Source organism: Pseudomonas monachiensis (genome assembly GCF_047345015.1).
Classification (GTDB): domain Bacteria; phylum Pseudomonadota; class Gammaproteobacteria; order Pseudomonadales; family Pseudomonadaceae; genus Aquipseudomonas; species Aquipseudomonas monachiensis.
The window spans coordinates 3,103,879-3,126,096 of sequence record NZ_CP178857.1; the positions used below are offsets into that span (position 1 = coordinate 3,103,879).

Genomic DNA, 22,218 nt, shown 5'->3' on the forward strand with positions numbered 1-22,218 from the left:
CACCGCTAAAAGTGCGCCGTATCTGGCCCGACAACCGACAGGCTGGTCGACAGGGGTACGCTCTGCGTGACGTTGGCCATCCGGGTGATTTCCACCTGCACTTGATCCTTGCCGAGCAGGTAGTCGGCCAGCTTCTGGGAGAACGGCCAGTAGTTCAGATCGGCTGTGAGGGTCAGCGGCCCGACGGCGTCGGCCGGCACCAGGAAGGAGAACTCCCCGATATCGTAGCCCTTGGGCAGAATGCGGTTGTCCGAGAGAATCTGCGTGGCATTCCAGACCTCGACGTCCAGCGGATTGCCGTCCTTGTCGCCAATGTGCACCTTGAAATTTCGCGTGTTGACCTCGGTCTTGCCGTCCTTGATCGAACCCAGGCGATAGATCTCGCGACCACTGGCATCGCGCACCCGAAAATCGATCCACATCTCCCGCCCCTCGGGAAAGCCGGTCGGCAGCTTGTGCCCGGCGCCGACGTTGGTCACTTTGACCGCTACCGAGGTGTATTGCCCGGGCGTCATGGCTGCCGGCACTTGCTCGAACTTTATGTCCCCGGCGCGCCCGAGCATGTCGCGTGCGCGTTGCGCGCCCTCCTCCTGACCGAGATGCTTGAGCATCATCGCGTTGGCCCCGCTGAACCAATGCGAAGCGACCTCCTCGCGGTCTGGCCCCATGATCGCGGCCTTGCCCGCAAAACCCGGCATGTGGCAGCTCTGGCAAGTCACATTGTTCAGGCTGTAGGTGCTCTCCTGCCATTCATCATAGGTGCGCTCCACCGCCACGCTGCTGAAGGGGTGCGTGACGTTGTGGCAGGTGCCGCAAAAGTCCGAGCGGGTGTGCAGAGCGGAATAGACGGTGTCGTGATAGGGCGAAACGGCATCCCTGCGCGGGCCGAACTTGGTCGGTTTGCCGTGGGCCCGCGGGCTCAGGACATAGGCGCCGTTATCGAGGCCCGTGCGGGCACTGATGTTGTGGCAGGTCTCGCAATCGACCCCGGGCATCGGATGGTTCTTCGCACTGTCTTCAATCGAGGAGCGGTTGACTTGCGAAGTGATCTGCCCGGTCGTGAGACCGATCGGGGTATGGCAGCCGGTGCAGAAGTTATCGACCTTGCCCTCGGTGGCCGCACTCGCACGCTTGAGCAAGGCCCGATAGATGGGTTCATCCCAGGCCTGGGACATCATCGACGAGCGCCACTGCCTGTAGATCTCCGTATGACAGGCGCCACAGACCTGGGCATTGTCGAAGTCCTTCACATTCAAGACCAGGTTGCCGGTGGTATTGGCCCGATGGGGAAAGAACGGCATACCGCCAATCACATGCATGAGCCTGGAGCGTGCCGGTTCCACCCACTTATCGTTACTTTGATTGTCATTGCCCTGAGGCTCGTCGGCCGCCACCAGCGTGGCCGTCAACAGGCAAACCAGCAAGCACAACAGACGTCGCAGCGGCACTACCTTGGAGTGGATCATAACGACTTCCCCTGGACAGTTGCAGAGGATGACCGCAGCACTTCCATTGAGTCGCCAGGGGTGTCTCGTGATGCAACCCGACGGTTACATCGATCGTTCAATGGGGGTACTTGCAGCTCCACGGCGTCCCGACACCTTTCATGAACGGGATACCCTCGCTCAGCAATTACCCTGCCATTGATGTAACAAAATTTGTCGGCATACCTGAACGCCCCGCAAACATTGCTCGGAGTTTGAAATTCCCAAGCGGATGGAGACGCGAGTCTTGCCGGGGAATCGTGCCCATTAGCGGGGGGAAATCACGCCGAAATCGGGGGGATTCAGATCAAGACTCAGTCCCGCGGTACAACCACCGCAGAACATCCGATAGCTGCATTGCCCTCCGGAACTGGATCTCAAACTCTTCCTCCCACAGCGCAACCAGGGAGATGTATTGCGTGTAGGTCAGGCCGACGGCCATGTCGGTCGGCAGTGTCACGTTCATCTGTTGGGCGGCCAGCCCCACCGCTGCCATGTAGCAGGCCGACCATGCTCCGGCAAACAGTTGCTCGGCTTTCGGGTGCCCGCACCCACAAAAAACCCCTCACAAGGAGGGGTCTGATGTTTGAAAGGTTCAGACGGTTTCAACCGTCCTTTCCTGGATTCACGTCAGTTCAACGCAGCGCAGGAATTCCGGCAAACATCCAGGTAGATTCCTGAACCTGCGTTGCTGCGTTGCGTTTACGCGCCCACTGGGTCAGCGTCACCATCATCGCAAAGCCGAGTACGATCAACACCGGATAGGCCATCAGCAACTCGGTGAGCGAATACTTCCAGGCCAGCGGTCGACCGACACCGAGCATGGCGGCATACAACCAGGACACGCCTGACAGTGCGCCAGAGAACAGGGCAAACATACGTACATTGACTTGAAGATCAAGCAACGAACCGGCCTTCAACATTGCAGGCAATACATAGCGGTGCAACAACATGCCGTTGAACGTCAGCAACAATACAATAATAACTTTGGCTTGAAGTTTTGGATTGGCAAAATAGGTCATGCCTTTTTCAAGGTAATCAATGCCTATTACCGCAGCTCCGGTAACCCATAAGAATATCAACGCATTGGCAACAGACTTCTGCAGACTGGCCATATGTTCATTATCGTGCCCCGACGACACGCGACCTTTCAACAAGTCCTTCACCATTGCCGCATCGCTGGCAAACACCAGGCCAATAGCTACGCAGCAAGCCAACAGATGAACGTACACAACGCCTAAACGCAAAAACTCCATGGATTCTTTCTGGCCGATCAGGCCGATCATTGTATTAATATCCAAGACTACATCTCCACTTATAGCAGCAGTGCGAATTGACCATGCCCCAGGCGTGCGAATTATTGATTCGCACCTGCAAGGTCAAGTTGGCAAAGATTGAAGCAACTAAATAATTTGGTATTACAAGAGAGAGCGACTCGCCCAGCGAGTCAGTGATGACGGCATACTATCACTCCAGGTCTCAGGTAAAAAAAATCCCCATGTGCATTTCATTCAATGCAGATGAGGTATACGTCCATTTTACTAGTGAGTGCAGCGGGACCCTAAGGATCCGCCTGCTGGGAAATCAGAGCCCAGCATATCCCGTTCGTTCATTTTTTGAGCACAAACATCGACAAACGGTACTATTTCCAGCACTTGTGGACACCTGCCGCTTTGGCTGAAACCCGCGTCGCTACGCAGCTGAATCGTTTTTTGTTCCACGCCGAAAATAAAACCGCTTTTGCGCTGAACTTTCGTCGCCAGACCCGACCAGTGGCACAATTTCCTACCGGTTGCCAGCACGCTCGAGTCGCCTGCAGTCATCAGCAAACCACTTCCAATCGAGCGCAAATTCAGTACTGGCAATACAGTATCCAGGATCGGAACTGCTACGTTTGAAAAGCAAAGCCGTCGGACGACTCCGGTGACGATGCGGTCTTTCTCTCGCGCAAGGAGCGTCTGTTCGCTGGTGAGCAACTACGCGAACGCCTGCCGCATTCGGTTCACGCCGAATGGAAACGACTCTTTCGCACCCACACTGAAGCGAGGTGCTTGAGAAGCTGTGCCCCAGGCTTGCTCAAGCCAGCAACTCGGTGATCCACCGGGCCTGCCGCGCGATGTCCTGCACCGCCTCCTCGGGCACGGCCTGCTGCGCTCGGGCAAAGTGGCTCAGGGTCTTTTGTTTCTGGCGCAACTTGCGCTGCCACTTGACCAGGAACGCCGGACTGCGGGCCTGCATTTGCAACGGACCGAAGTACAGTTCTTGGGCGGTGTAGATCACTGGTCCGGAGCGCTCGGCGACGATGATCTCGTAGTCGAAACGATTCTCCCGCAGCACCTCCTCGCAGAGGATGCGGTAGCCATTGTCCATCAGCCATTGGCGCAGTGGCTGCTCGCCGCCGTTGGGTTGCAGGATGAGGCGCTCCTGACCACTCAGGTACGCCTTGCCGCTGTCGAGGATGTCGCGGATGGTTTCGCCGCCCATGCCACAGACGCTGACCGCCGTGATCCCGTCTCCCGGCTCGATTGCCGCCAGGCCGTTGGCCAGGCGCACGGTGACCCGCGAGTCCAGGCCGTTCTCGCGCACGGTGCGGTTGGCCGCGTGGAACGGCGTCAACGCCACTTCGCCGGCCACCGCCGCCGCGATGGCGCCCCGGCGCATCAATGCCACAGGCAGGTAGCCATGATCCGAGCCGATATCGGCCAGGCGCGCACCGGCTGGCACCTGTGCCGCCACGCGTTCCAGGCGCATGGACAATGTCTGTTGGTTCAACTGCGGCCCCTTTGACCACGAACGTCCGGCGCCTTTGGCCGGATCGGGGCGTGATTCTGTCGAGCAATGCCGCGCATTTCAAATTTATGTGACCAGGGCCATGGCCGCCTTCACGCAATCACTCGTGCATACACCGCTCTGTCGACGTTGCCACCGGACAGAATCACCCCCACCCTTTTTCCCGACATGGCTTCACGCTCCGAGATCAGCGCTGCCAACGCCGACGCACCGGCCCCTTCGGCAAGGTTATGGGTATCGGTGTAATACACACGCATGGCTTCGGCGATCTGCTCATCGCTGACCGATACGATCCGTGCCGCACCTGCCGCGTAGACGGCAAAGGCTTTGGGAATCGGCTTGCGTACGGCCAGGCCGTCGGCAAAGGTGTTGGCCGAGGCGGTTTCGCATATCTCGCCAGCGTCAAACGACAACTGTGCAGCCGCCGCCTCCGTGGAAACCACGCCAACCACCTCTGTTTGCAGACCCAACGCATCGCGGGCGGCGATCACCCCGCAAATCCCCGAGCCACAGCCAATCGGCACATAAACGGTGTCCAGGTCCGGTGCAGCGCTGAACAGCTCAAGCGCATAGGTGGCGACGCCTTTGACCAGCTCGGTGTGAAACGGCGGAACCAGGAACAGGTCATGGGTCTGCGCCAGGCGCGCAGCCTCTTCACGGGCCTCATCGAAATCGCGGCCATACTCGACCACTTCAGCGCCAAAGCCGCGCATGGCGTTGTTTTTTTCCACCGAGTTACCTTCCGGCACGACGATCAACGCCTGCAAACCCAGCGTGCGAGCCGCCAGTGCCAGGCTTTGGCCATGGTTGCCGCGGGTAGCGCTGACAATGCCCTTCGCGCCCGGGTGTTCGCGCTTGAGCCAGTGCATGAACGTGATACCGCCGCGCACTTTGAACGCACCGGTAGGCGTGTGATTTTCGTGCTTGACCCACACCGTGCAACCCAACCGTTGAGCCAGCAAGGGCCAAGGGTACTGGGCCGTGGCGGGCATGACCTGGTAAACCAGGCGAGCTGCCTGTTCGATATCGTCGCGAGTCAGTCTGTGCATGAGTGGTCTCCTTGAGATTTTGTCCAGTCTGAACAACGGCGCGGTACCGCGGCTTTCAAAAAACCGACCTGACTTTTGTCCCCCCTCTTCACTACTATGGTGTCCATGAGTCATCGAAATCGCCCGCCGCCACCCCTGCTGTCCGAACCGGTCCGTCGTATCGAGGCCGGCCCTTGGGCAATCGAATTGCTCCCCGGCTGCGCCTACGCGACCCGCTATGTCGCGACCCGGTCGGGAATCGGCTTCGCCTTCGACAGCCAGCGAGGCCTGCACGCCATCGGCAGTGACCGAATACGCCCCTTCGATGCCGTGCCCAACGGCCTGGCGTTCGTCCCCGCTGGGTGTGACGTGCTGTCCGAGTCCCCCCGGGGCGGTGAATACCTGCGGGTGATTCGCACCGACGGTATGGCGTTGACGGGGGATCGCGCCTTCAACAATCGCATCGACCAGCAGGCCACCGCCCTCGCGTGGCGAATCCGTGCCGCGCTGTTGCACCCTTGCGTGGAGGATGATTGGGAAGCCTGGGCACTGGCGTTGTCCGAGCGGGCGACGGGTAGCGAAGCGCTGTCGACAGCCCCCCATGGCTCGATAACCGGCAGCCGGATGCGCTTGCTCGATGAATTCATTGACGCTGGCCTCGATGGCCCGTTGAGCGTGCCGGCGATGGCGAGCCTGCTTGGATTGTCCGAGGGGTATTTCATGCGGGCCTTCAAAAACGCCACCGGCAAAAGCCCCCACAGTTACCTGATCGACCGCCGCCTCGCCAGGGCCCGCGCCCTGATGCGCGATTCGACCGCCACCCTGACGCAGATTGCCTACGCCTGCGGTTTCAACTCCCAGGCGCACATGGCGACCACCTTCAAACAACGCCTTGGAGTGAGTCCGGCGCAGTTGCGTCAGTCTTTGGGGTTACGTTAGCGCCCGAAGGAAATTGCAACCATGATCGCAATCAGCGTCAGGTTTTCTTTCCCAAGTCCCAGCACAAACAGGTAAATCAGCCCGAAGAAGAACGCAATGATGTTGGCGTTGATGCTCACAGGCACGGCCTTTCAGGTGATGTTGAAAATACTGTGGAACCCAGGGAATCGAACGGTGTAGCAGCGGTCCAACACGCGGCAGGGCAATGGACACAAGATGCCCAACGTATTGCCTGCCGATCGCCATTGCCCAGGGGAGAACCCATTGTCAGCTGTATTTTTGCGTCAGGTTTTCCGGTTAACGATAGTGTTCCTTTGCACTGGCACCTCATCTTCGGTTTTCGCCTGCCCGGCCGGCCAGTCCCAGGTCTGCATGGTCGCTTGTTTTTGTGCTCCGGATTCCGAAGAGGACGCTGGATCGATCTTCGACGACATGAACCAGATGGCCGCCTCTGGATTGCAGAGCTGGATTGTGCAATCGCGCGAATCCGCGGCAACGGGCGATATCCTGCCAATCCCGCTGAATATCCGGGCCCAGCTCGAACCCTGGTATGACATTCAAGTGCTCGATTCGGCTCGCTACAAAGTCGGCGATGATGTGGAACTGAACGCCGCAAACACCATGCTGCAGAATCCCGATATACGTGCGGTCACCCTTATCGACATCATCGTGTTTCGAAATGCCGAAGATGCACTGAACGATGTCGCGCTGTGGGCCCATGAGTTGAAACACGTGCAGCAGTACCAGCAATGGGGCAATCACGAGTTTGCCACCCGTTATACCCGTGATTACGAAGCCGTCGAGGCGCCTGCCTACGAGATTCAAGCCAAGGTCTCCAATACGCTGCGAGCCAGCCAGGCTCGGGCGCAATTGCCTCGGCTTCCTTGAGTTCAAAGGAGCAAGCCTGGTCAGGTAACCATGGAGAGCCGGCACCGGCCCCTCTCACGCTGATTGTCTGCGCCAGGTGCCGGGGGATGTGCCGAACTGACGTTTGAATGCGCGACTGAACGCGGCTTCGGAGTCGTAGCCAACGGCAAAGCCGATTTGCGCCACATTGCCGCGACCTTCGCGCAGCTGTTGGGCCGCCACGTGCATGCGCCACAGCGTCAGGTATTGCATCGGTGGCTGTCCGACCAATGCCGTGAAGCGTTCGGCGAATACAGAGCGCGACATGCCTACCTCAAGCGCCAGGGCTTCTGCGGTCCAGCCTTCGGTCGGGCGAGCATGCAGTAACGCCAGTGCCCGCCCGATATGCGGATCGCGCAAACCCGCCAGCCACCCGCGCCGCTCAGCGGGAAGGCTGGCGACATACTGGCCGACGGCTTCGACGAACAGCAGTTCCGATAGCTTGGCGATGACCGTTGCCGAGCCGACGCGGCCCGCCGCGATTTCACTGACAGCGAAACGGAATGAGCTTTCGATCCAGGTGCCCGAAGCCGTCGCCCGCAGGTCCAGCTTCAATAAGGAAGGCAGCGATGAAAGCAGTGGACTGAAGGGAGTTTCCGAACCGAGGAACCCGCACAACAACTGCGTGGCCTCGCCGCCCCCGCCGTACCTGATCCGTGAAATGCCGCCGACTTCTGGCGGCTGGATGACTTCCCGGGCCGGCATGGGCGCAATGCTCAGGTCGCTGCCAAAGGAATGGGCATCGTTGCGGGGAAGCAAAACAAGTTCGCCTGCCCCTACCTCGATGGCGGCGCCACCGTCGATTTGAATTTGCATGTGCCCCGCGGCGACAAAGTGCGACGCAATGATGTGTCGAGGGGCCGCCAGGAACGGCTTGCAATCATCCGTCGAGATTCTGCCGTTGATGCACCAGGGCGCAGTGAGCTCCGCCTCGAGGAAGACCCCTCCCGACAGCCGAATCACACGCAAGACATCAGAAAGCGCATCCAACACTTGATCGCCATCCTTTCCGGAGTCCGGAGCAGGTATTCAGGCGCAACGGTCATTCACCGCCTGGACTGCGACGCCTAGATTAGCACCAACGCGGACTCAGCGATCGAGATTGTCCCAAGAGGTTCACTGGCTCCGACGTCAACCGAAATTGCCCCATACCAACTCAACCAGGGCAGCAGGAGATCCATATGAACAGCGTCGTTACCCTACCCGGCTCAGCGTCAGGCAACACCGCCCGTTATGCGCAAATGGTCAGGTCTTCGAAAAAAACCGAATGGCAGATCGATCGCGATCTGCTCCAGGACCGCAGTTTCGACTTCTCGCGCAAATTCCTGCCCGACGGACTGTCACAGGTCGACCGCCTGACTTTTCTCGATGCGGCCGAGGCACGTCTGCTCAGTCAGATCCAGGGCCGGACCTACGCGTATATCTTTGGCCTGGTCGAGCGTTTCATCAGTGCCAAGATGCTCGATCAGGGTCGGGCCCATGTGTTTGACGATCAACTGGCGCTTGAAGCACTGGTGCGTTTTTCCAACGACGAGATCAAGCACCAGGAGTTGTTCCGGCGCATGGAGACGATGATGAGTTCGAAATTGCCCGCGGGATATCGTCAGGTTGCCGATCCAAACGAGGTCGCGCGCGCGGTACTCGCGGCCAGCACTTGGTCGGTACTGGCGCTGACCTGTCATATCGAACTGTTCGTACAGGCGCACTACGTGCAAAGCATCGCCCCGCGCGAGGAGCTGTGCCCGTTGTTCAAGGATGTCTTCAAATTCCACTGGAAGGATGAAAGCCGCCACGTGGTACTCGATGAACTGGAGTGGCGGGACGAGCACGTGAAACTCTCGCCAGCCGAGCGCGACCAGGCAGTGAATGACCTGATTGCGCTGGTGGCGGCCGTGGACACAATCCTGCAGGCACAAGCGGCAGCCGATGCCGACTACTTCATTGGTAATGCTTCACGATCGTTCAGTGTCGATGAGACGGCGCAAATCAAAGCCAGCGTGCTGAGCGCCTACCGCTTGCAATACATTATCTCGGGTGTACGGCATCCACACTTCGGCCGACTGCTGACGCAGATGACAACGCCGGCACAGATGTCCCGGATTCAGGCTGCACTGGCACCCATCATGAGCAATTGACCGACAGCACGCGATCGACTGCTCGTCGGTCGCGCTGGGGATAACGGGCTGATATTGATTTGTTGAGGATGGAGTATGTGCCCGTTAGTCTTCAAAACGCCCCGTGGAATCTCGATCGCGCTCGTAATGCCGGGTGAGCGCAAACGCCGGCAACCAGGCCTCACGGCGCACAGTCCAGCTCTCGTAGGTGGGCGTCAACTGGTCAGGAGCATCCAGGGATCCCAGGTTCACTTCGATTTCGTCTGCACTGCGCGAGAACACGGACGAACCGCAGTGGGGACAGAAATACCGCCCGGCGTAGTCACGGGTTTCGCCCTCGACTGTCACGGCATCCTGATGAAATATCGCGGACGCGTGGAACAGCGCCCCATGGTGCTTGCGACAGTCGAGACAGTGACAAACGCCAACCCGGAACGGGCGCCCCGATGCGACAAGACGCACCTTGCCGCACAAACAACCGCCGGCGAATCGGTCCATGGGGTGTCTCCTCCAGGCCCTCGGAAACGGCCTGTCAGCGTGGAAACAGGAGCGTCACAGCGGCGCGAAAGCCCCAGCCTTGCGGGCCGTCTTCCGGGCTGTCGAGCCAGTAGCGCGGGCCGGCCTGCACCGTCAATGGTTGACCGCCGATCCTCAGCAGTTGGGTGACCGTGAGGTTGACCGGTACCGACCATTCGCGCGATTGCCAATTGTAGGTCGACTCGGTGTTCACCCCGTAGGTCGTGTACGTATGGGTGGTGTACGAGAGAAAGGGTTGCAGGAAGGTCTGGTTGACCTTTTCCTTGTCGTCCGGCGGGCTGTCGTCCAGGCCCCAGATATGGTTGGCCAGAATGCCTCGGGTCCAGCCATTGGACTGTTTCAACGCCACGGCCGTCGGGCCCAGGCCCCATTGCTCGCTGCCGAGCAACTCATCACTGCCGGTCGGTATCAGCAACGCCGGGCCACCACCGAGTATCCAGCCACTTTCCGTGGGCCTGGTCGGCGAAAAGAAAAAACTCTGGGTGATATCGCCGCTGCCGGATTTGTCCGCCGCGCCATCGGGGGCCAGGCCGTGCTGGTCGATGATCGGCAGGATGGTCCGGGAAATGAGGTTCCAGTCTTCGTTCAAGGCAAACGGCAGCACAGGCTGGATATTGGTGACGCTGTGCATGCCCTCCCCGGTCGGCCCCATCTTCTGGTCCCAGTTGTACTGCACCGGCAGGCTGTACATCGCCGCGACCGGGTTGAGGGCTTTCTTCGCCAATTCCGCCGAATCGTCGGCCTGAGCCATCGGGATGAAACCCAACGCAACGACGAGTGTCGACGCGGTACCCATCCATCCTTCTTTCAAATCCATCTCACTCACCTGTAGACGCCAAAGCCGGCATTGCAAAGGGTTAGCGTAGGCAACTGTGATCGATGTGCAATTTTTTCCGGTCGGGTATTTAACAGTTTTTGAGAGTTATTGATTCGGATTATCCCGCCGCTACGTGCAGCATTCGGCCCGCATTGACCGGCGTGCAAGCACCTGCTTTGCGTAACCGACCGGCGAGTACCAGTGCCTGGATACAAGGTGCCCGGACCAATGCCCGGGGCCAGGTCGGAACCCGAATGACAACTTTAATCACTTGAGAACCAAACACATGGGCATGTCGAACAAATGGATTGCGGGTATTGCTTTGAGCTGTGTATTTCAGGTCGGCTGTGTCTCGAAAGTCGCGCAGCAAGAGCAATACTCGGGCTTCCTGGGCAATTACCAGGGCCTGGAGGAGCAAACTACGCCGAGTGAGCAGAAAGTATTGCGCTGGGTATCGCCAGGGTTCGATCCACGCACGTATTCCACAGTAGTGTTCAGGCAGATGGAACTGTATCCATCGCCGCAGCCGACCGCGCGCGTCAGCCTGAAGACCCTGCAAGACTTGCAATTGATGGCCAGTAACAGCGTCAAGACCGCCTTTGCCCGTCGTTATGCGATCGTCCCTTATCCGCAGCTGGCGCCGACCGATTCGCGGTCACTGATCCTGCAGGCGGCGATCACCCACGTCAGCGCTAACAATGAAGGCATGCACTGGTATGAGGCCGTTCCAATCGGGGCCATTGTCGGGGCGACACAAGCCGCCACCGGGCATCGGGACCAGACCGCCGAGATGTACATCGAAGCCAACCTGATCGACGCCAAGACCGGTATGCCGGTCGCGAAGATCGTGCGCAAGGTATTCGGCGAGACCATCAAGAATGCCGAACAGCCGATTGTTGCCAATGACTTCAAGGTTGCACTCAAAGGCATGACAGACGATATGCAGGCCCTCCTCCTCAAGCGTTGACGCTCAGGCAAACCCCATCGCAAGCAGACCTGCATGGGGTTTCAATGTGATACCTTGCCGTGTTTTCCCTCTGACAAACCGTTAACCGTACCGACGCCTGACGTGAGACTCAATGATGAAAATACTGGCCAATACCTTAGCGCTCGCTACGATGTTGCTGGGCACCAGCGCCCTGGCTGCGACCGTGATTCCCCTCAAAGGTCAGACTTCCCAGACCATCCAGCAGGACACCAGTGCCTGCCAGTCCCAGGCCAACGCGCAACATCCGGTGCAAGGCACCGTGCCCTCCGGTGGTCGGGTCAAGGGCGCCGCCACCGCCGCGGTCGCCGGTGCCACGGCGGCAGAAATTCGCGGTCGCCAACATGAAAACCTCTATGACCAGATCGACGACGATACCAAGCAAGACTATCGCCAGAACCGGGCACACAGTGCCGCGGCTGCCGGTGCCGTCGTCGGGGGCTCCAGACAACGCCAGGAGCGCCGGCAGAACCTGAGTGAGAGCGAACAAAGCGTCACCGCCAACAACTCCGTCTACAACAGTTGCCTGCAACAACGTGGCTACGATGTCTTGCCCTGATCGGCGACGACGATGGCCTTGAGTGTTCGTGCCCCTGTCTTTTACCGCGCTCAAAAAAAGCCCCGGGCCCTTCAAGAAAGGACCCGGGGCAAAGCCGTAGAACGAGAGGTGAGGATCGTTTACGCCGCGACAAACAAAGCATGAGCGCGATGTGCGTCAACGCTCCTCGAGAGCCATTTAAATCGGTAACGCCTCTGGTTCAAAGCTAATAAGAATCAAAAATAATCTTTAACAAACCCGGCGCAGAAAAACACAACCATTGATTTGTATCCTGATAGTTCAGGCTGAAATTGAAACCTGTCGCAACAGCGATGTTAGTTCACTCAGGCGTGCCTGCGCGCAAGTCCACCTGCTCCAGCTTGCAGTTTTCGGATAGCGCCGTTAATCCATTCCAAGCATTATTCATGGTGTCCAAATCGAAAACCATGGATCATCCAGCAATGCTTTTTTTTTGTTTGATTGAACTGATACCACTGACAGGCCCGGCTGTTTGCCGAACCGCACGCCTCTGACACGAGCCAGTCCGGCACTGTAAATGCGACACGCAGCGCACCTTCCGCCCGACCCTCATCTTCGCTCACCTCCCAGACCAGAATGTACCGAGCCAAATCCGGCCCCTATACTCAGGCCAGCACCGCCTGAACGGAAGATTTCTATGAGCTACACCTTCAAGTTGAAAAATGGCGCCGTGGCGGTATTCGACCCCGACAACGCCATGCTTTCCATTACAACACCCCATGGAGATGTACAGAATTCCACGCTAGGTAGAGCTGAGTCGCGCCTGTTGGACCTGCTGCTCATGGAGCCAGGTGTCACTAAAACCCGCGATGAAATCATCGAGTACACCTGGAATGACCGCGTGGTTGCCTCCGGCAGTTTGAACCAGACGGTTTTCTCACTGCGCAATATTCTCAATGACAGTCGGGATCACGAGATCTTGATGACGGTTCCTCGACGAGGATATTGCTTCAACCGGCAATGTGTCGTCGATGCACAAGCAGATGTAACGACACCCCAAGAGGAAACGGCACAGCCACCCGAGGCCTTCACCGGGCAACTACCGCCACCGGGTGGTGATGAACGACTGGCGCCTTCTGGTAAAACCAGTCAATCCACTCGTATTACAAAGGCTCAGTTGATCGCTTATGTCGTTACGCTGGCAGTCGTTGCCTTTAGTATTTTTCAATTCGACTTCGACGCGCCAAAAATTGAAATTTCCAGTCTCGACAAGAGTGGACTGGTCATACACGCCGTGGGCAGCAATCTTGCCGAGGCTCAAGCGCTGATGGACCTGTCGGCCAAACAAACTGAACAGCTACCGCCAAACCTGAAGGGCCAGGTCTGGATCAACCTGTATAAAGCCAATTATTCCGTTTCGTGCATCCGCCAGGATCAAAGCACTGCAAATCTGCAATTGAACAGCAGCGAAAGAGACCTCGCCTTGATGATTCGTCAATGTCTGGAAGTCACCTTATGAAGTTTGAAATTCCGCAGGCCGTTCACTGGCCTCTTATAGGCTTGATCAATGCACTGTGCATTTTTTCCATTTTTTACTCTCCTTCGCATTACATGGAAAATATCAGCTACCAGACAAAATCCCGACAATGGCTGGAGGATCTCAACCAACTCAATACCGAAGAATACCTCACTATCGGGCATGGTCGACTCACGGGAACCACGTTGGAAAGCCTGAATGGAAAAATCCGTAATGCGACCATCTCGGCGAATATAATCGGAGAAAGCAAGACACACGTCGAGATCAAAGTCAGTAATGTCAAACTCAGCCAGGACAATGAACTTTTTGCCATTGAAAAGACCCCTGACCTGTTCTTCAGGCGTCAGTATGTCTTGCAAGAAGGCGCCATTCTTAACTACGAGTTGATTCCGACCCAGGATAAAGGCGCCGCGTGTTTTTACATCCATGAACTTGGCCGCTTGCGCTGCATGAGCCATTAATCGGCCTCAGGTAGCGACTCGACACCCACCTGGCACAGGTTCACATCAAAGAACCCTTCAAACAAAAATAACACTTATTGATTTGAATCATACGTCTCTCCTGCCAAAAATCCCTCGCCGATAATCCTTGGAATCGAGCTTGCTTGATTCTCGCCCGGGACAATGCCCTATACAGGAGAATCAAGTGAAAACCATGCATTTCCTGCGAACCCATAGAACGACGACTTTCGGATACCTGGCGGTCTTTTTTCTGTCTGCCATGCCACTTTATTCGTTGGCACACGACGAGCGCTCCGTCGAAAGCACGACCATTGAATATTATGAAATTGAAACAAGCCCGGATGACAGTCAGAAACTGTCGCATCTGAAAATCCACAGTGAGAATGAGTATCAAACGGACGAACAGAACAGTGATTCTGCTCTCCCTGCTCCACCACAAAGTGATGCCGGCATGAGCTACGCCAACTGGTTCATACTACTTTGAGGAGCGTTGTATCCGCAGGGGCAAGCGCTGACTGACCTCTTCCGGCGACCTGGCAAATATGAGTTATTGACTTTGGCAGGCACAATCGAAGTGAGATTATTTACAGCCCAAGTCGTGGCAGAGATACAGCTGACATTCTGTTCTGCCTGAATAAACTGTTAATAAGGAATCGCCTCGATGCTACTGAAAAACTTCGTCACCGTGTCGTTTGGTTTATTGCTTTCCCTCAAGGCCATGGCCGACGACAAGGGCTTCTACAGTGCCAAATTGACGAGTATCGAAACCAACAAGAAGGCCCCAAGTACCGTGAAAACTGGCTATCAGGTAAAAACCGGTTATCGTATCGACGACTTTCACGCCTTTACAGCAGCTGCCATTGACCCGATGAAACCCCAATCGCAGATCTTCAGTTCGAAAATCGATCCGCGCAATGTTCAACACATGGACGACTCAGCGTTGGACAGCAAGTACGCATTTTCTGCGGAACTGGAACTGATCCGGGGCCTCTGACACCCCGTTCAAAGCCAATGGAAACGAGGTCGAGCTTACCGACAGCAAGAACGGCCAATCGCGTATCTTCTCCGTGACTGCCCGTCAGGCTTGACCCTATTCATTTAACAGATGAGCCTTCAATTTCATGAGTATCGCACCGCCCGACGAGATCTTTCATTTGTCTTCCGCCTTGCCGAGCCAACTGAATAGAACAATAGGCAATTGGGAAATGAGCCTTTTTCCGGCCGAGCATGAGGCGCGCATTCGGCAACACAAACTCTTTCACAGCCCGCAACTGCAGTGCAGTCGTCTTGAGTTCGACTCATCCGTGACCCTGGTCAGTTCTGTCCCTGCCGGATTCGTGACATTCGCCATCTCCCAGGCGCCGATTGGTCGCCCCGTCGTCAACGATCACAAACTGCGGCCTAACGAAGTCATCGTATTGCACAGCGATGAAACGGTGCATTACACCTGCGAACCGAATGAAACACTTTTCACCCTCACCACGACACTGGAACACTATGACCGATACCGCCAAGATCACCCTGTCATAGATATCCTTGCAAACCGGACAAACCACAGCTATCAGGCTGAAAACTTTCAATTCATTCAATCGGCCATTCAAGCCATCAGTGCTTGCTGTGTCGATATCAGCGACACGGCTTCGGCTGAATGCGATGAAGCAAAGCGATCTGCGATTGGAAGTGCAGTGCTTGCTTCATTGTTGCAATCGCTGACACCCGCAGGCGGTTTCAGCCGCAAAGTCCCGACTAGAAGAAAAGTGGCGATAGAAGCCATACAGTACATCCATGAAAACACAAAAAAAACGCTCACTATAAAGTCGCTCGTAAGGCAACTGGAAACCACCACCCGCACCCTGCACTTTGGCTTCATTGAAACGTTCGGCATGTCGCCTATCGCCTACATCAGAAACTTGAGACTCGCCAGCGCCCGTCGCGACCTGATCAATAAAACCTGGCCCACCGTCACCGAAACCGCGATGTTCTGGAATTTTCATCATCTGGGCCGGTTTTCCAAGGCGTATCAGTTGGCTTACGGAGAGACGCCGTCGGAAACGGCCAGGCGCAACTCAGCCAGGCCCAGGAGCACGGTCTCTCCCGTTTACAATCAGGTCGCCGAGGGTAGAAATCATCGTTAACCGGTATTTATAAATGCCCCGTAAATGATGATTAATGATTTCCCTTGATTAACCACAGGTATCCAAAATTGCTTATTTGCCTACTCAAGGGAGATAAGCATGCATCATCGAATAAACACACTGCCACTCAAGCAGAAAATCGCACTGTGCATGGTCGTCTATGCAAGCGGCATCTTATTGGCCTGGGTAATTGACTGGTACTGAAGTCGTTTAATCCGCGACTGCAGGATGCACAGTGAAATAATGATACCTCGAGGTTTGTCGATGGTTGCCGCATATAAAGCGTTACTTGGAAGGCACGCAGTCACTGTCTGTCTGATTGCTGCAGCGGGTTGGGCCGCATGGCTCAGTGCTGGAGTACTGGCGGAGCCATTCATTGCACGGAAGCTGAATAACATTTATGCCGATCTGCGTGCTGCTCAAGTGGAACCCAATGCGCAGATCGACAAAGTACTGGAAACCCTCGACGATCTTGATCGTTCGGGTCAGGAATGCTCCGTCGAGCAATACTCGCAACTGGCTGACCTGGTCAAGAACCTGCGATTTGTTGATCAAGCGGCAATCCAGTTGCCCAATGGCAAGATCTGTTCCTCCTACGGACAAGAACTCCCGTCGATACTGGCCGGTAGCGAGAAACGCAAGTTCTCCGTTGGAAAGCGAACCTACTGGGTGGATGCTGGCCACAGGGTTTCCGCGGACACCGACTTTATCATTGTGTCGGAACAGTCAACCTACGTCTGGGCAAACAAGAAGATCCTGCTCGATAATCTGAAGTTTCCCGAGGACCTGCAACTGGACCTCATCGGCCCCGGCGGCGCAGTGCCCATCGCCTCCACCGGCCATACACCGCTGACGATGCACAAACCCTTCCACCTGGAAGAACTGGTTATCTCGGCAGATAAGGTCCTGATCGCCTTTGCGGGCAACCGAAATGAACTGATCGCTGTCGTTTCTCTTCCGTTGAGCTACCTGACTGGTCTCAAACTCAAATTATTCATTGGCCTTGCGTGCCTGTTTACAGCCCTGCTCTTGCTCGCAAGGTGTATTCAACGACATTACACCTCTACCGCCGTACGGCTTCGCAAAGCCCTGAAAACCAACACGCTGGGCGTTCACTACCAGCCTATCGTCAATTTGACGACGGGCTATCTGGTGGGCGCCGAATCACTTTCCCACTGGAACGACAACGGTACCCAAGTGCCGGCGGATGTTTTCATCCCGGTGGCGGAGAAGTCTGACTTGATCCGCAAACTTACGCGCTCGGTGATTCGACAAGTGGCGCAGGATTACAGCACCTACCTTTGGGCGTGCAAGGACTTCTACATTACGGTCAATCTTTGCGCCCAGGATATTCAGGACCCGAGCTTCCCGGACTATGTGGCCAGCGTGCTGGCAACCTACAACATGCCTGTGTCCGCCATGGCCTTTGAAATCACCGAAAGGACCATGCTCGATCAGAAGCCCGCCGCCCTGCAATTGCGACGGCTTCGTGCGTGCGGACACCGCATTGCCGTGGACGACTTCGGCATCGGCTATTCCAACCTCTCGCTCCTCGATTCAGTGCCTTTCGACATTCTGAAAATAGACCGCTCGTTCATCGCAGGCGACAAGATCGCGGCCAAGGATGCCTTGTGGCGCCACATTGCCCAGTTGGCCAAATCGCTAAGGCTCAAGGTCGTGGCCGAAGGTGTGGAGACTCAGGAACAACTTCCGCATCTGGTTTCGGAAGGGGTTCTACTGGCGCAAGGCTGGTTGTTCTCCAAAGCACTGCCGATTCAAGCGTTGGCAAGACGCTACTTTCAATGTCCGGAAAACATCCCGCCCTACGACCCAAAAATATCAATCAATGACTTCTATTAACCCCTCATGGTCCCTCAAATGCTCGCCGAACCCTAACACCAGACAACCCTGTACAAGGACTCCACTCAACATGCTACTTCGAAACCTTGGCTTCGCTTCACTGCTATCGCTGCTGTCTTTTCAGGCGCTCGCTGATGACAAAGGTTTATATCTTGGAGCTGGCGTAAGCAGCATTCAGACCGACGAATCCAGACTGGATGACGACGACACCAGCTACAAGGTTTTTGCCGGGTATCGCGTCAATAGCTACCTGGCCTTCGAGGGCGCCTATGTCGACCTCGGTCAGTTCAAGGACAAGAACGTCGACTTCGATGGTAAATCGGCCCAGGCTGCCGCCCATGTCGGCTTTCCGCTGGGTGATCGGCTGCGGGTGTTCGGCAGTGTCGGCGCTCACGCCTGGGACGCCGACGGCAATGCCACCGACGACGATACCGGGGTTGACCTGACCTACGGTGTCGGCGTCGAGCTCGATGTCTTTCGCAACATCGGCCTGCGCGCCGAATACGAAGTCCTGGAGGTCGGAGAGATCGACCTGAATCAGACGACCGCATCCGCCTACATGCTTTTCTGATACCGCTGCAACTGAGCGGCCTTGCTGGTCGCTCAACGCACTCTGTGCGATGCCCCCACCTTGGCACCGGGCCCGATAACCGGTGCTCAGGTGCGTCTTTGCTCCCGCAATGCGCCCTCCCTCGCCACAGAAGTCACTGCGGTTGCAAAATTGCTAGCCGGCAACGACAAACACAATGATCGGCCCACACACCGCCAGCAACACATTGGAAATCGCATAACACACGGTAAAACCAATCACCGGGGTGTTGCTGCCGGACTGCTCGATGATCTTGTTCATCGAAGCGGCTTCGGTCTGCGCACCGGCCAGGGCGCCGAACAGGATCATCGGGTGCAGGCGCAACACATAGCGGCCGAAGTACAGCGCCACCAACGGCGGCACAATGGTGACCACGGCGCCGGACAGCAGCAATGCCAGGCCTTGTTCCTTCATCGCGGCAAACGCCGCGGGACCGGCCAGCAAGCCGACCACCGCGCCGAACGCGGTCAGGCCGAACTCGGAAAACGCCCATTGCGCGGCGGGCGGCAACGCGCCGATTTCCGGGTGACGCGAGTTGTACCAGCCAATCACCAGCGCGGCGACCAACACCCCGCCTCCGATGCCCAGTTCCACGGGGATCATCCCGACATGAGTCGACAACAGCCCCAGCAACGAGCCCAGCACCATGCCGAGGGTGTGCACGGCGATGTCGCTCTTGTAGTTGTGCTCGCGAATTCGCCCTAACCGCTTGGCCACGGCTTCCACACTGGCGGTGCGGCCGGTCAGGGTAATCACGTCGCCTCGACGCAGCACGGTGTTGGGCAGCAAGGGCAACTCGTAGCCCTGGCGGGTGATGGTATTGATGAAGCAGCCCAGGCGCCTGGCGCTTTCCAGCCGGCTTTTCGCCTGATGGATCGTCTTGCCGGCGAACTCAGGCGAGGTCACGACGATGTCCACCTCACGGGTGGGGAAAGACAAGGATTCGGCATGGTCGATTTCCGGTCCGATCCACTGGGTGAGCGTGCCCACGGCTTCACGCAAGGCGTAGACCCCGACGATATCCCCGGCCATCAGCGTGAACGCTTCGTCTCGCTCGAAGATTTTTCCTGCACGTACCACGCGTTCGACGGTCAGCGACTCGTGCTGTTTCTCCACCTCGGCAATACGCTGCCCATTCGCCGAACCATTGGCCGCCACCTGATGGGCACGCACGACGATGCGGGTGTAGGGCACGGTGATCGCGTCTTCTTCCTTGGCGATACCCAACTCCAGCTCCAGCTCCCGCGCCGACTCCCTGAGGTCCACGCCCAGCAACTTCGGGGCAATGCTACCGACGAAGACGATCAGGCCGATGGTGCCGAACAGGTATGTGATCGCGTAGGCAATCGCCATGTGGCTGTTGAGTTGGGCCCTGGCCACGGTGTCGATCGACAATTGATTGATGGCGCTGGTGGCGGTGCCCATGATCGCCGTATCGGTCAGTGCACCGGCGCCGAGCCCGGCGGTGAAACCGGCGTCGAAATCGAACACCGCATTCATCAGCAGGATCGCCGCCAGCGCGGTCCCGCACAGCACCACGCTCAACACCACCAGTTTCAGCGTGCCGCGATTGAGGCTGCCGAAAAACTCCGGCCCGCTCTTGAAACCGACCGCATAGATGAACATCACGAAAAATACCGACTTCAATCCGGTCGGCACCTCCAGCCCGATCTGGCCGATCAGCAGCCCCATCAACAGCGCACCGGCCACCGAACCGAGGTGGAAACTGCCGATGTGGATGCGGCCGACGAAGACGCCCAGGGCAATGGCCAGGAACACCGCGATTTCCGGGTCAGTCCGCAGGGCGTGGAGAATGAACTCAAGCATGGTGCGAACTCCCTTTCAGGCGAAAAATCACGGTTCCTTCGGTTCTTGTGCCGGGGCTGGGTACCACTTGTCCTGGGGCACCCATTTCTCTTGTTGCGGATCGCCCAGGTAGTGCGGCGACATGATCTGCACGCCGTACTCGTTGAACACATCCTGGATGTTGGCGTGCAGCATGCTCAGCAGCACGGCGCGCGGCCGAGGCTGGCTGGGAATGGCCTGGGCCACCAGCCGGTATTCCGGGTAGAAGTCCGACAAGGCCGTCTGGAACACCTGGGCCGGCGGTACTTCGAGAATCCCCGGCGTGCGTTTCGCGGCCTCCAGCAGCATCGCCTCCACCTGTCGCCACGGCGTGTCATAGCCAATGGTCACGATAGTGTCGACCACGTAGCCGGGGCCTTGTACCACCCGCGAGTAGTTCTTGGTGACGGTGCCGGTGATCATCGAATTGGGCAGAGTCAGCACCTCGCCCAGTCCGGTGCGAATACTGGTGGTGAACATGCCCAGTTCGGTCACCGTGCCTTCGTAGTCGCCGATGCGCACGAATTCGCCGGGGCGCAAGGTTCGGGTGTAGGTCAGGATCAACCCCGCCGCCGCCTGCCCCACCACGCTGGTGGCGCCCAGGGAAATCATCAGGCCGATCAACACCGACAAGCCTTTAAAGGCATCGGTGCCGGCACCCGGCAGGTACGGATAGGCCATGGCCAGGGCAAATAGCCAGATCGCCAGGGACGTCAGGCGTTGGGTCGGTTGCAGGGTTTCATGGTTGAGCCAGCTGAGGGTGCCCGGTGCCGCCATGCGCCGCAGTATCCGCCGCATGAACGCGGTGGCGCCGCGGGCAATGAAGAAGATCGCCAGCGCCACGCCCAGCCCGGGTATGGCACCGACGATCCCTTGCAGCAGATAGCCGCCGAGCTCCAGCAGATAATTGTTGAGGCTTTCGCCCCAGGGACGGGTATAGGGAAAGCGCGACAGCACAAAGCCCAGCCATTCGTATGTCAGCAGCAACACGACGACCCAGCGCACCAGCTCCAGCAGGCGGCTGGCCAGCGGATACAGGTAATTGGCGTCGACCAGCGGCACCCGTCCGACTTTCAGGGCCTGGGTGTGCCGGTGCATCAGCTCGGGCAGTTTCTTCAGCACTCTGCGCCGCAGGTACGACATGCCGAACAGCAGCGCGATGTAAACGCCAGTGGCGATCAACGCAGCGACTACGGAGCGCAGGATCAACTGCAGGTTACGGGCTTCCCGGGTTTCGGCCACGACCTGGCGCAGCCGGTCGGCCGCGGCTTCGGCGGCCTGCTGTACCGTGTCGAATTCGGTCGCGTCGAAATCATTGGGCGAAACGATAAAGGCGCGCCGGCTGCCCAGCAGCACCATGTAGCTTTTCATGATCGGGTCGATGGAGACATTGAGATCGTCGGTGTCATCCAGCGCCTCACCGATCACCGCTTTCGCCCGTTTGACCCGCGACACCGGGGCTTCTCCGAAGATGGTCGCGCGAAACACCATGATGCTGCGGTTGGCCACTTTCAATTCAACGGGAGCATCAACCACTTTCGGCGCATCTTCGGCCCACAGTTGCACCGACCAAAACATCCCGAAAACAGTAAACATTACAGCGAGCAGCCTGCTCCGCATGTGTCGGATCCTTACGTCACGAAATTCAGATCGAGGGTACGTACCGCAGCGTAG

At 57.6% G+C, this 22,218-nt stretch carries 23 protein-coding genes and 1 pseudogene; 12 read left to right on the forward strand and 12 right to left on the reverse strand.

Annotated elements, in window-relative coordinates; all coding sequences use genetic code 11:
• Positions 1-5: 5 nt before the first annotated feature.
• The 6 genes and pseudogenes from ACMDB8_RS13850 to ACMDB8_RS13875 form a co-directional block, all read right to left on the reverse strand.
• Positions 6-1,466 (reverse strand): multiheme c-type cytochrome, encoded by a 1,461-nt coding sequence (locus tag ACMDB8_RS13850; protein WP_056725000.1) that lies wholly within the window; start codon positions 1,464-1,466, stop codon positions 6-8.
• A 445-nt stretch (positions 1,467-1,911) separates the two neighbouring features.
• Positions 1,912-2,028: pseudogene (locus ACMDB8_RS13855) on the reverse strand (peroxiredoxin); the annotation flags it as partial.
• Between the two features lie 91 nt (positions 2,029-2,119).
• Positions 2,120-2,770 carry a hypothetical protein gene (locus ACMDB8_RS13860; protein WP_223541201.1) on the reverse strand — a complete coding sequence of 217 codons (651 nt, stop codon included), beginning with the start codon at positions 2,768-2,770 and terminating at the stop codon, positions 2,120-2,122.
• A 255-nt stretch (positions 2,771-3,025) separates the two neighbouring features.
• A complete protein-coding gene (locus tag ACMDB8_RS13865; protein WP_409079223.1) occupies positions 3,026-3,460 on the reverse strand; it encodes a hypothetical protein in 435 nt (144 codons plus the stop codon).
• A 100-nt stretch (positions 3,461-3,560) separates the two neighbouring features.
• Entirely contained in the window at positions 3,561-4,256 is a 696-nt protein-coding gene (locus ACMDB8_RS13870; protein ID WP_409079222.1) for a tRNA (adenine(22)-N(1))-methyltransferase, read from the reverse strand.
• Between the two features lie 110 nt (positions 4,257-4,366).
• The gene (locus tag ACMDB8_RS13875; RefSeq protein ID WP_409079221.1) at positions 4,367-5,323 is read right to left on the reverse strand and encodes a threonine dehydratase; all 957 of its coding nucleotides are present in this window, start codon (positions 5,321-5,323) and stop codon (positions 4,367-4,369) included.
• 96 nt (positions 5,324-5,419) lie between these two features.
• On the opposite strand from ACMDB8_RS13875, the gene ACMDB8_RS13880 reads away from it, so the two are divergent.
• Positions 5,420-6,241 (forward strand): helix-turn-helix transcriptional regulator, encoded by an 822-nt coding sequence (locus ACMDB8_RS13880; RefSeq protein ID WP_223541200.1) that lies wholly within the window; start codon positions 5,420-5,422, stop codon positions 6,239-6,241.
• Here ACMDB8_RS13880 and ACMDB8_RS13885 read toward each other — a convergent pair.
• The gene (locus tag ACMDB8_RS13885) at positions 6,238-6,360 is read right to left on the reverse strand and encodes a DUF2628 domain-containing protein (RefSeq protein ID WP_409079220.1); all 123 of its coding nucleotides are present in this window, start codon (positions 6,358-6,360) and stop codon (positions 6,238-6,240) included. The genes ACMDB8_RS13880 and ACMDB8_RS13885 overlap by 4 nt on opposite strands.
• Before the next feature lie 97 nt (positions 6,361-6,457).
• Here ACMDB8_RS13885 and ACMDB8_RS13890 point away from each other — a divergent pair, with 97 nt between their 5' ends.
• Positions 6,458-7,129, forward strand: coding sequence for a DUF4157 domain-containing protein (locus tag ACMDB8_RS13890; protein WP_236709745.1), 672 nt, complete (start codon positions 6,458-6,460; stop codon positions 7,127-7,129).
• A 54-nt stretch (positions 7,130-7,183) separates the two neighbouring features.
• Here the strand turns inward: ACMDB8_RS13890 and ACMDB8_RS13895 are convergent, their stop codons facing one another.
• Positions 7,184-8,140 carry an AraC family transcriptional regulator gene (locus tag ACMDB8_RS13895; RefSeq protein ID WP_056725010.1) on the reverse strand — a complete coding sequence of 319 codons (957 nt, stop codon included), beginning with the start codon at positions 8,138-8,140 and terminating at the stop codon, positions 7,184-7,186.
• Positions 8,141-8,328: 188 nt separating this feature from the next.
• On the opposite strand from ACMDB8_RS13895, the gene ACMDB8_RS13900 reads away from it, so the two are divergent.
• The gene (locus ACMDB8_RS13900; RefSeq protein ID WP_409079219.1) at positions 8,329-9,282 is read left to right on the forward strand and encodes a diiron oxygenase; all 954 of its coding nucleotides are present in this window, start codon (positions 8,329-8,331) and stop codon (positions 9,280-9,282) included.
• An 84-nt stretch (positions 9,283-9,366) separates the two neighbouring features.
• Here the strand turns inward: ACMDB8_RS13900 and ACMDB8_RS13905 are convergent, their stop codons facing one another.
• Together ACMDB8_RS13905 and ACMDB8_RS13910 are read right to left on the reverse strand one after the other, a co-directional pair.
• On the reverse strand, positions 9,367-9,759 hold the full coding sequence (locus ACMDB8_RS13905; protein WP_056725014.1) for a GFA family protein: 393 nt from the start codon (positions 9,757-9,759) through the stop codon (positions 9,367-9,369).
• Between the two features lie 34 nt (positions 9,760-9,793).
• Positions 9,794-10,594, reverse strand: coding sequence for a transporter (locus ACMDB8_RS13910; RefSeq protein WP_409079243.1), 801 nt, complete (start codon positions 10,592-10,594; stop codon positions 9,794-9,796).
• 307 nt (positions 10,595-10,901) lie between these two features.
• Here ACMDB8_RS13910 and ACMDB8_RS13915 point away from each other — a divergent pair, with 307 nt between their 5' ends.
• From ACMDB8_RS13915 to ACMDB8_RS13955, 9 genes are all read left to right on the forward strand, one after another.
• A complete protein-coding gene (locus ACMDB8_RS13915) occupies positions 10,902-11,582 on the forward strand; it encodes a DUF3313 domain-containing protein (RefSeq protein WP_056725017.1) in 681 nt (226 codons plus the stop codon).
• Positions 11,583-11,697: 115 nt separating this feature from the next.
• Positions 11,698-12,159 (forward strand): YMGG-like glycine zipper-containing protein, encoded by a 462-nt coding sequence (locus ACMDB8_RS13920; RefSeq protein ID WP_082562968.1) that lies wholly within the window; start codon positions 11,698-11,700, stop codon positions 12,157-12,159.
• A gap of 655 nt (positions 12,160-12,814) precedes the next feature.
• Positions 12,815-13,636 (forward strand): transcriptional regulator, encoded by an 822-nt coding sequence (locus ACMDB8_RS13925; protein WP_056725021.1) that lies wholly within the window; start codon positions 12,815-12,817, stop codon positions 13,634-13,636.
• Positions 13,633-14,115, forward strand: a complete 483-nt coding sequence (locus ACMDB8_RS13930) for a hypothetical protein (RefSeq protein WP_409079218.1) — start codon at positions 13,633-13,635, stop codon at positions 14,113-14,115. Before ACMDB8_RS13925 ends, ACMDB8_RS13930 begins: the two co-directional genes overlap by 4 nt.
• Positions 14,116-14,308: 193 nt before the next feature.
• A complete protein-coding gene (locus tag ACMDB8_RS13935) occupies positions 14,309-14,599 on the forward strand; it encodes a hypothetical protein (RefSeq protein ID WP_056725119.1) in 291 nt (96 codons plus the stop codon).
• A 177-nt stretch (positions 14,600-14,776) separates the two neighbouring features.
• A complete protein-coding gene (locus tag ACMDB8_RS13940; protein ID WP_056725025.1) occupies positions 14,777-15,109 on the forward strand; it encodes a hypothetical protein in 333 nt (110 codons plus the stop codon).
• 127 nt (positions 15,110-15,236) lie between these two features.
• The gene (locus tag ACMDB8_RS13945) at positions 15,237-16,250 is read left to right on the forward strand and encodes a helix-turn-helix domain-containing protein (RefSeq protein ID WP_409079217.1); all 1,014 of its coding nucleotides are present in this window, start codon (positions 15,237-15,239) and stop codon (positions 16,248-16,250) included.
• A gap of 264 nt (positions 16,251-16,514) precedes the next feature.
• Positions 16,515-18,110 carry an EAL domain-containing protein gene (locus ACMDB8_RS13950; RefSeq protein WP_223541159.1) on the forward strand — a complete coding sequence of 532 codons (1,596 nt, stop codon included), beginning with the start codon at positions 16,515-16,517 and terminating at the stop codon, positions 18,108-18,110.
• A 70-nt stretch (positions 18,111-18,180) separates the two neighbouring features.
• Positions 18,181-18,681, forward strand: coding sequence for an outer membrane beta-barrel protein (locus tag ACMDB8_RS13955; RefSeq protein ID WP_056725031.1), 501 nt, complete (start codon positions 18,181-18,183; stop codon positions 18,679-18,681).
• Between the two features lie 153 nt (positions 18,682-18,834).
• Here ACMDB8_RS13955 and aspT read toward each other — a convergent pair whose 3' ends face one another.
• Together aspT and ACMDB8_RS13965 are read right to left on the reverse strand one after the other, a co-directional pair.
• A complete protein-coding gene (gene aspT, locus ACMDB8_RS13960) occupies positions 18,835-20,526 on the reverse strand; it encodes an aspartate-alanine antiporter (protein WP_223541158.1) in 1,692 nt (563 codons plus the stop codon).
• 27 nt (positions 20,527-20,553) lie between these two features.
• Entirely contained in the window at positions 20,554-22,164 is a 1,611-nt protein-coding gene (locus ACMDB8_RS13965) for a mechanosensitive ion channel family protein (protein ID WP_223541157.1), read from the reverse strand.
• Positions 22,165-22,218: the final 54 nt, after the last annotated feature.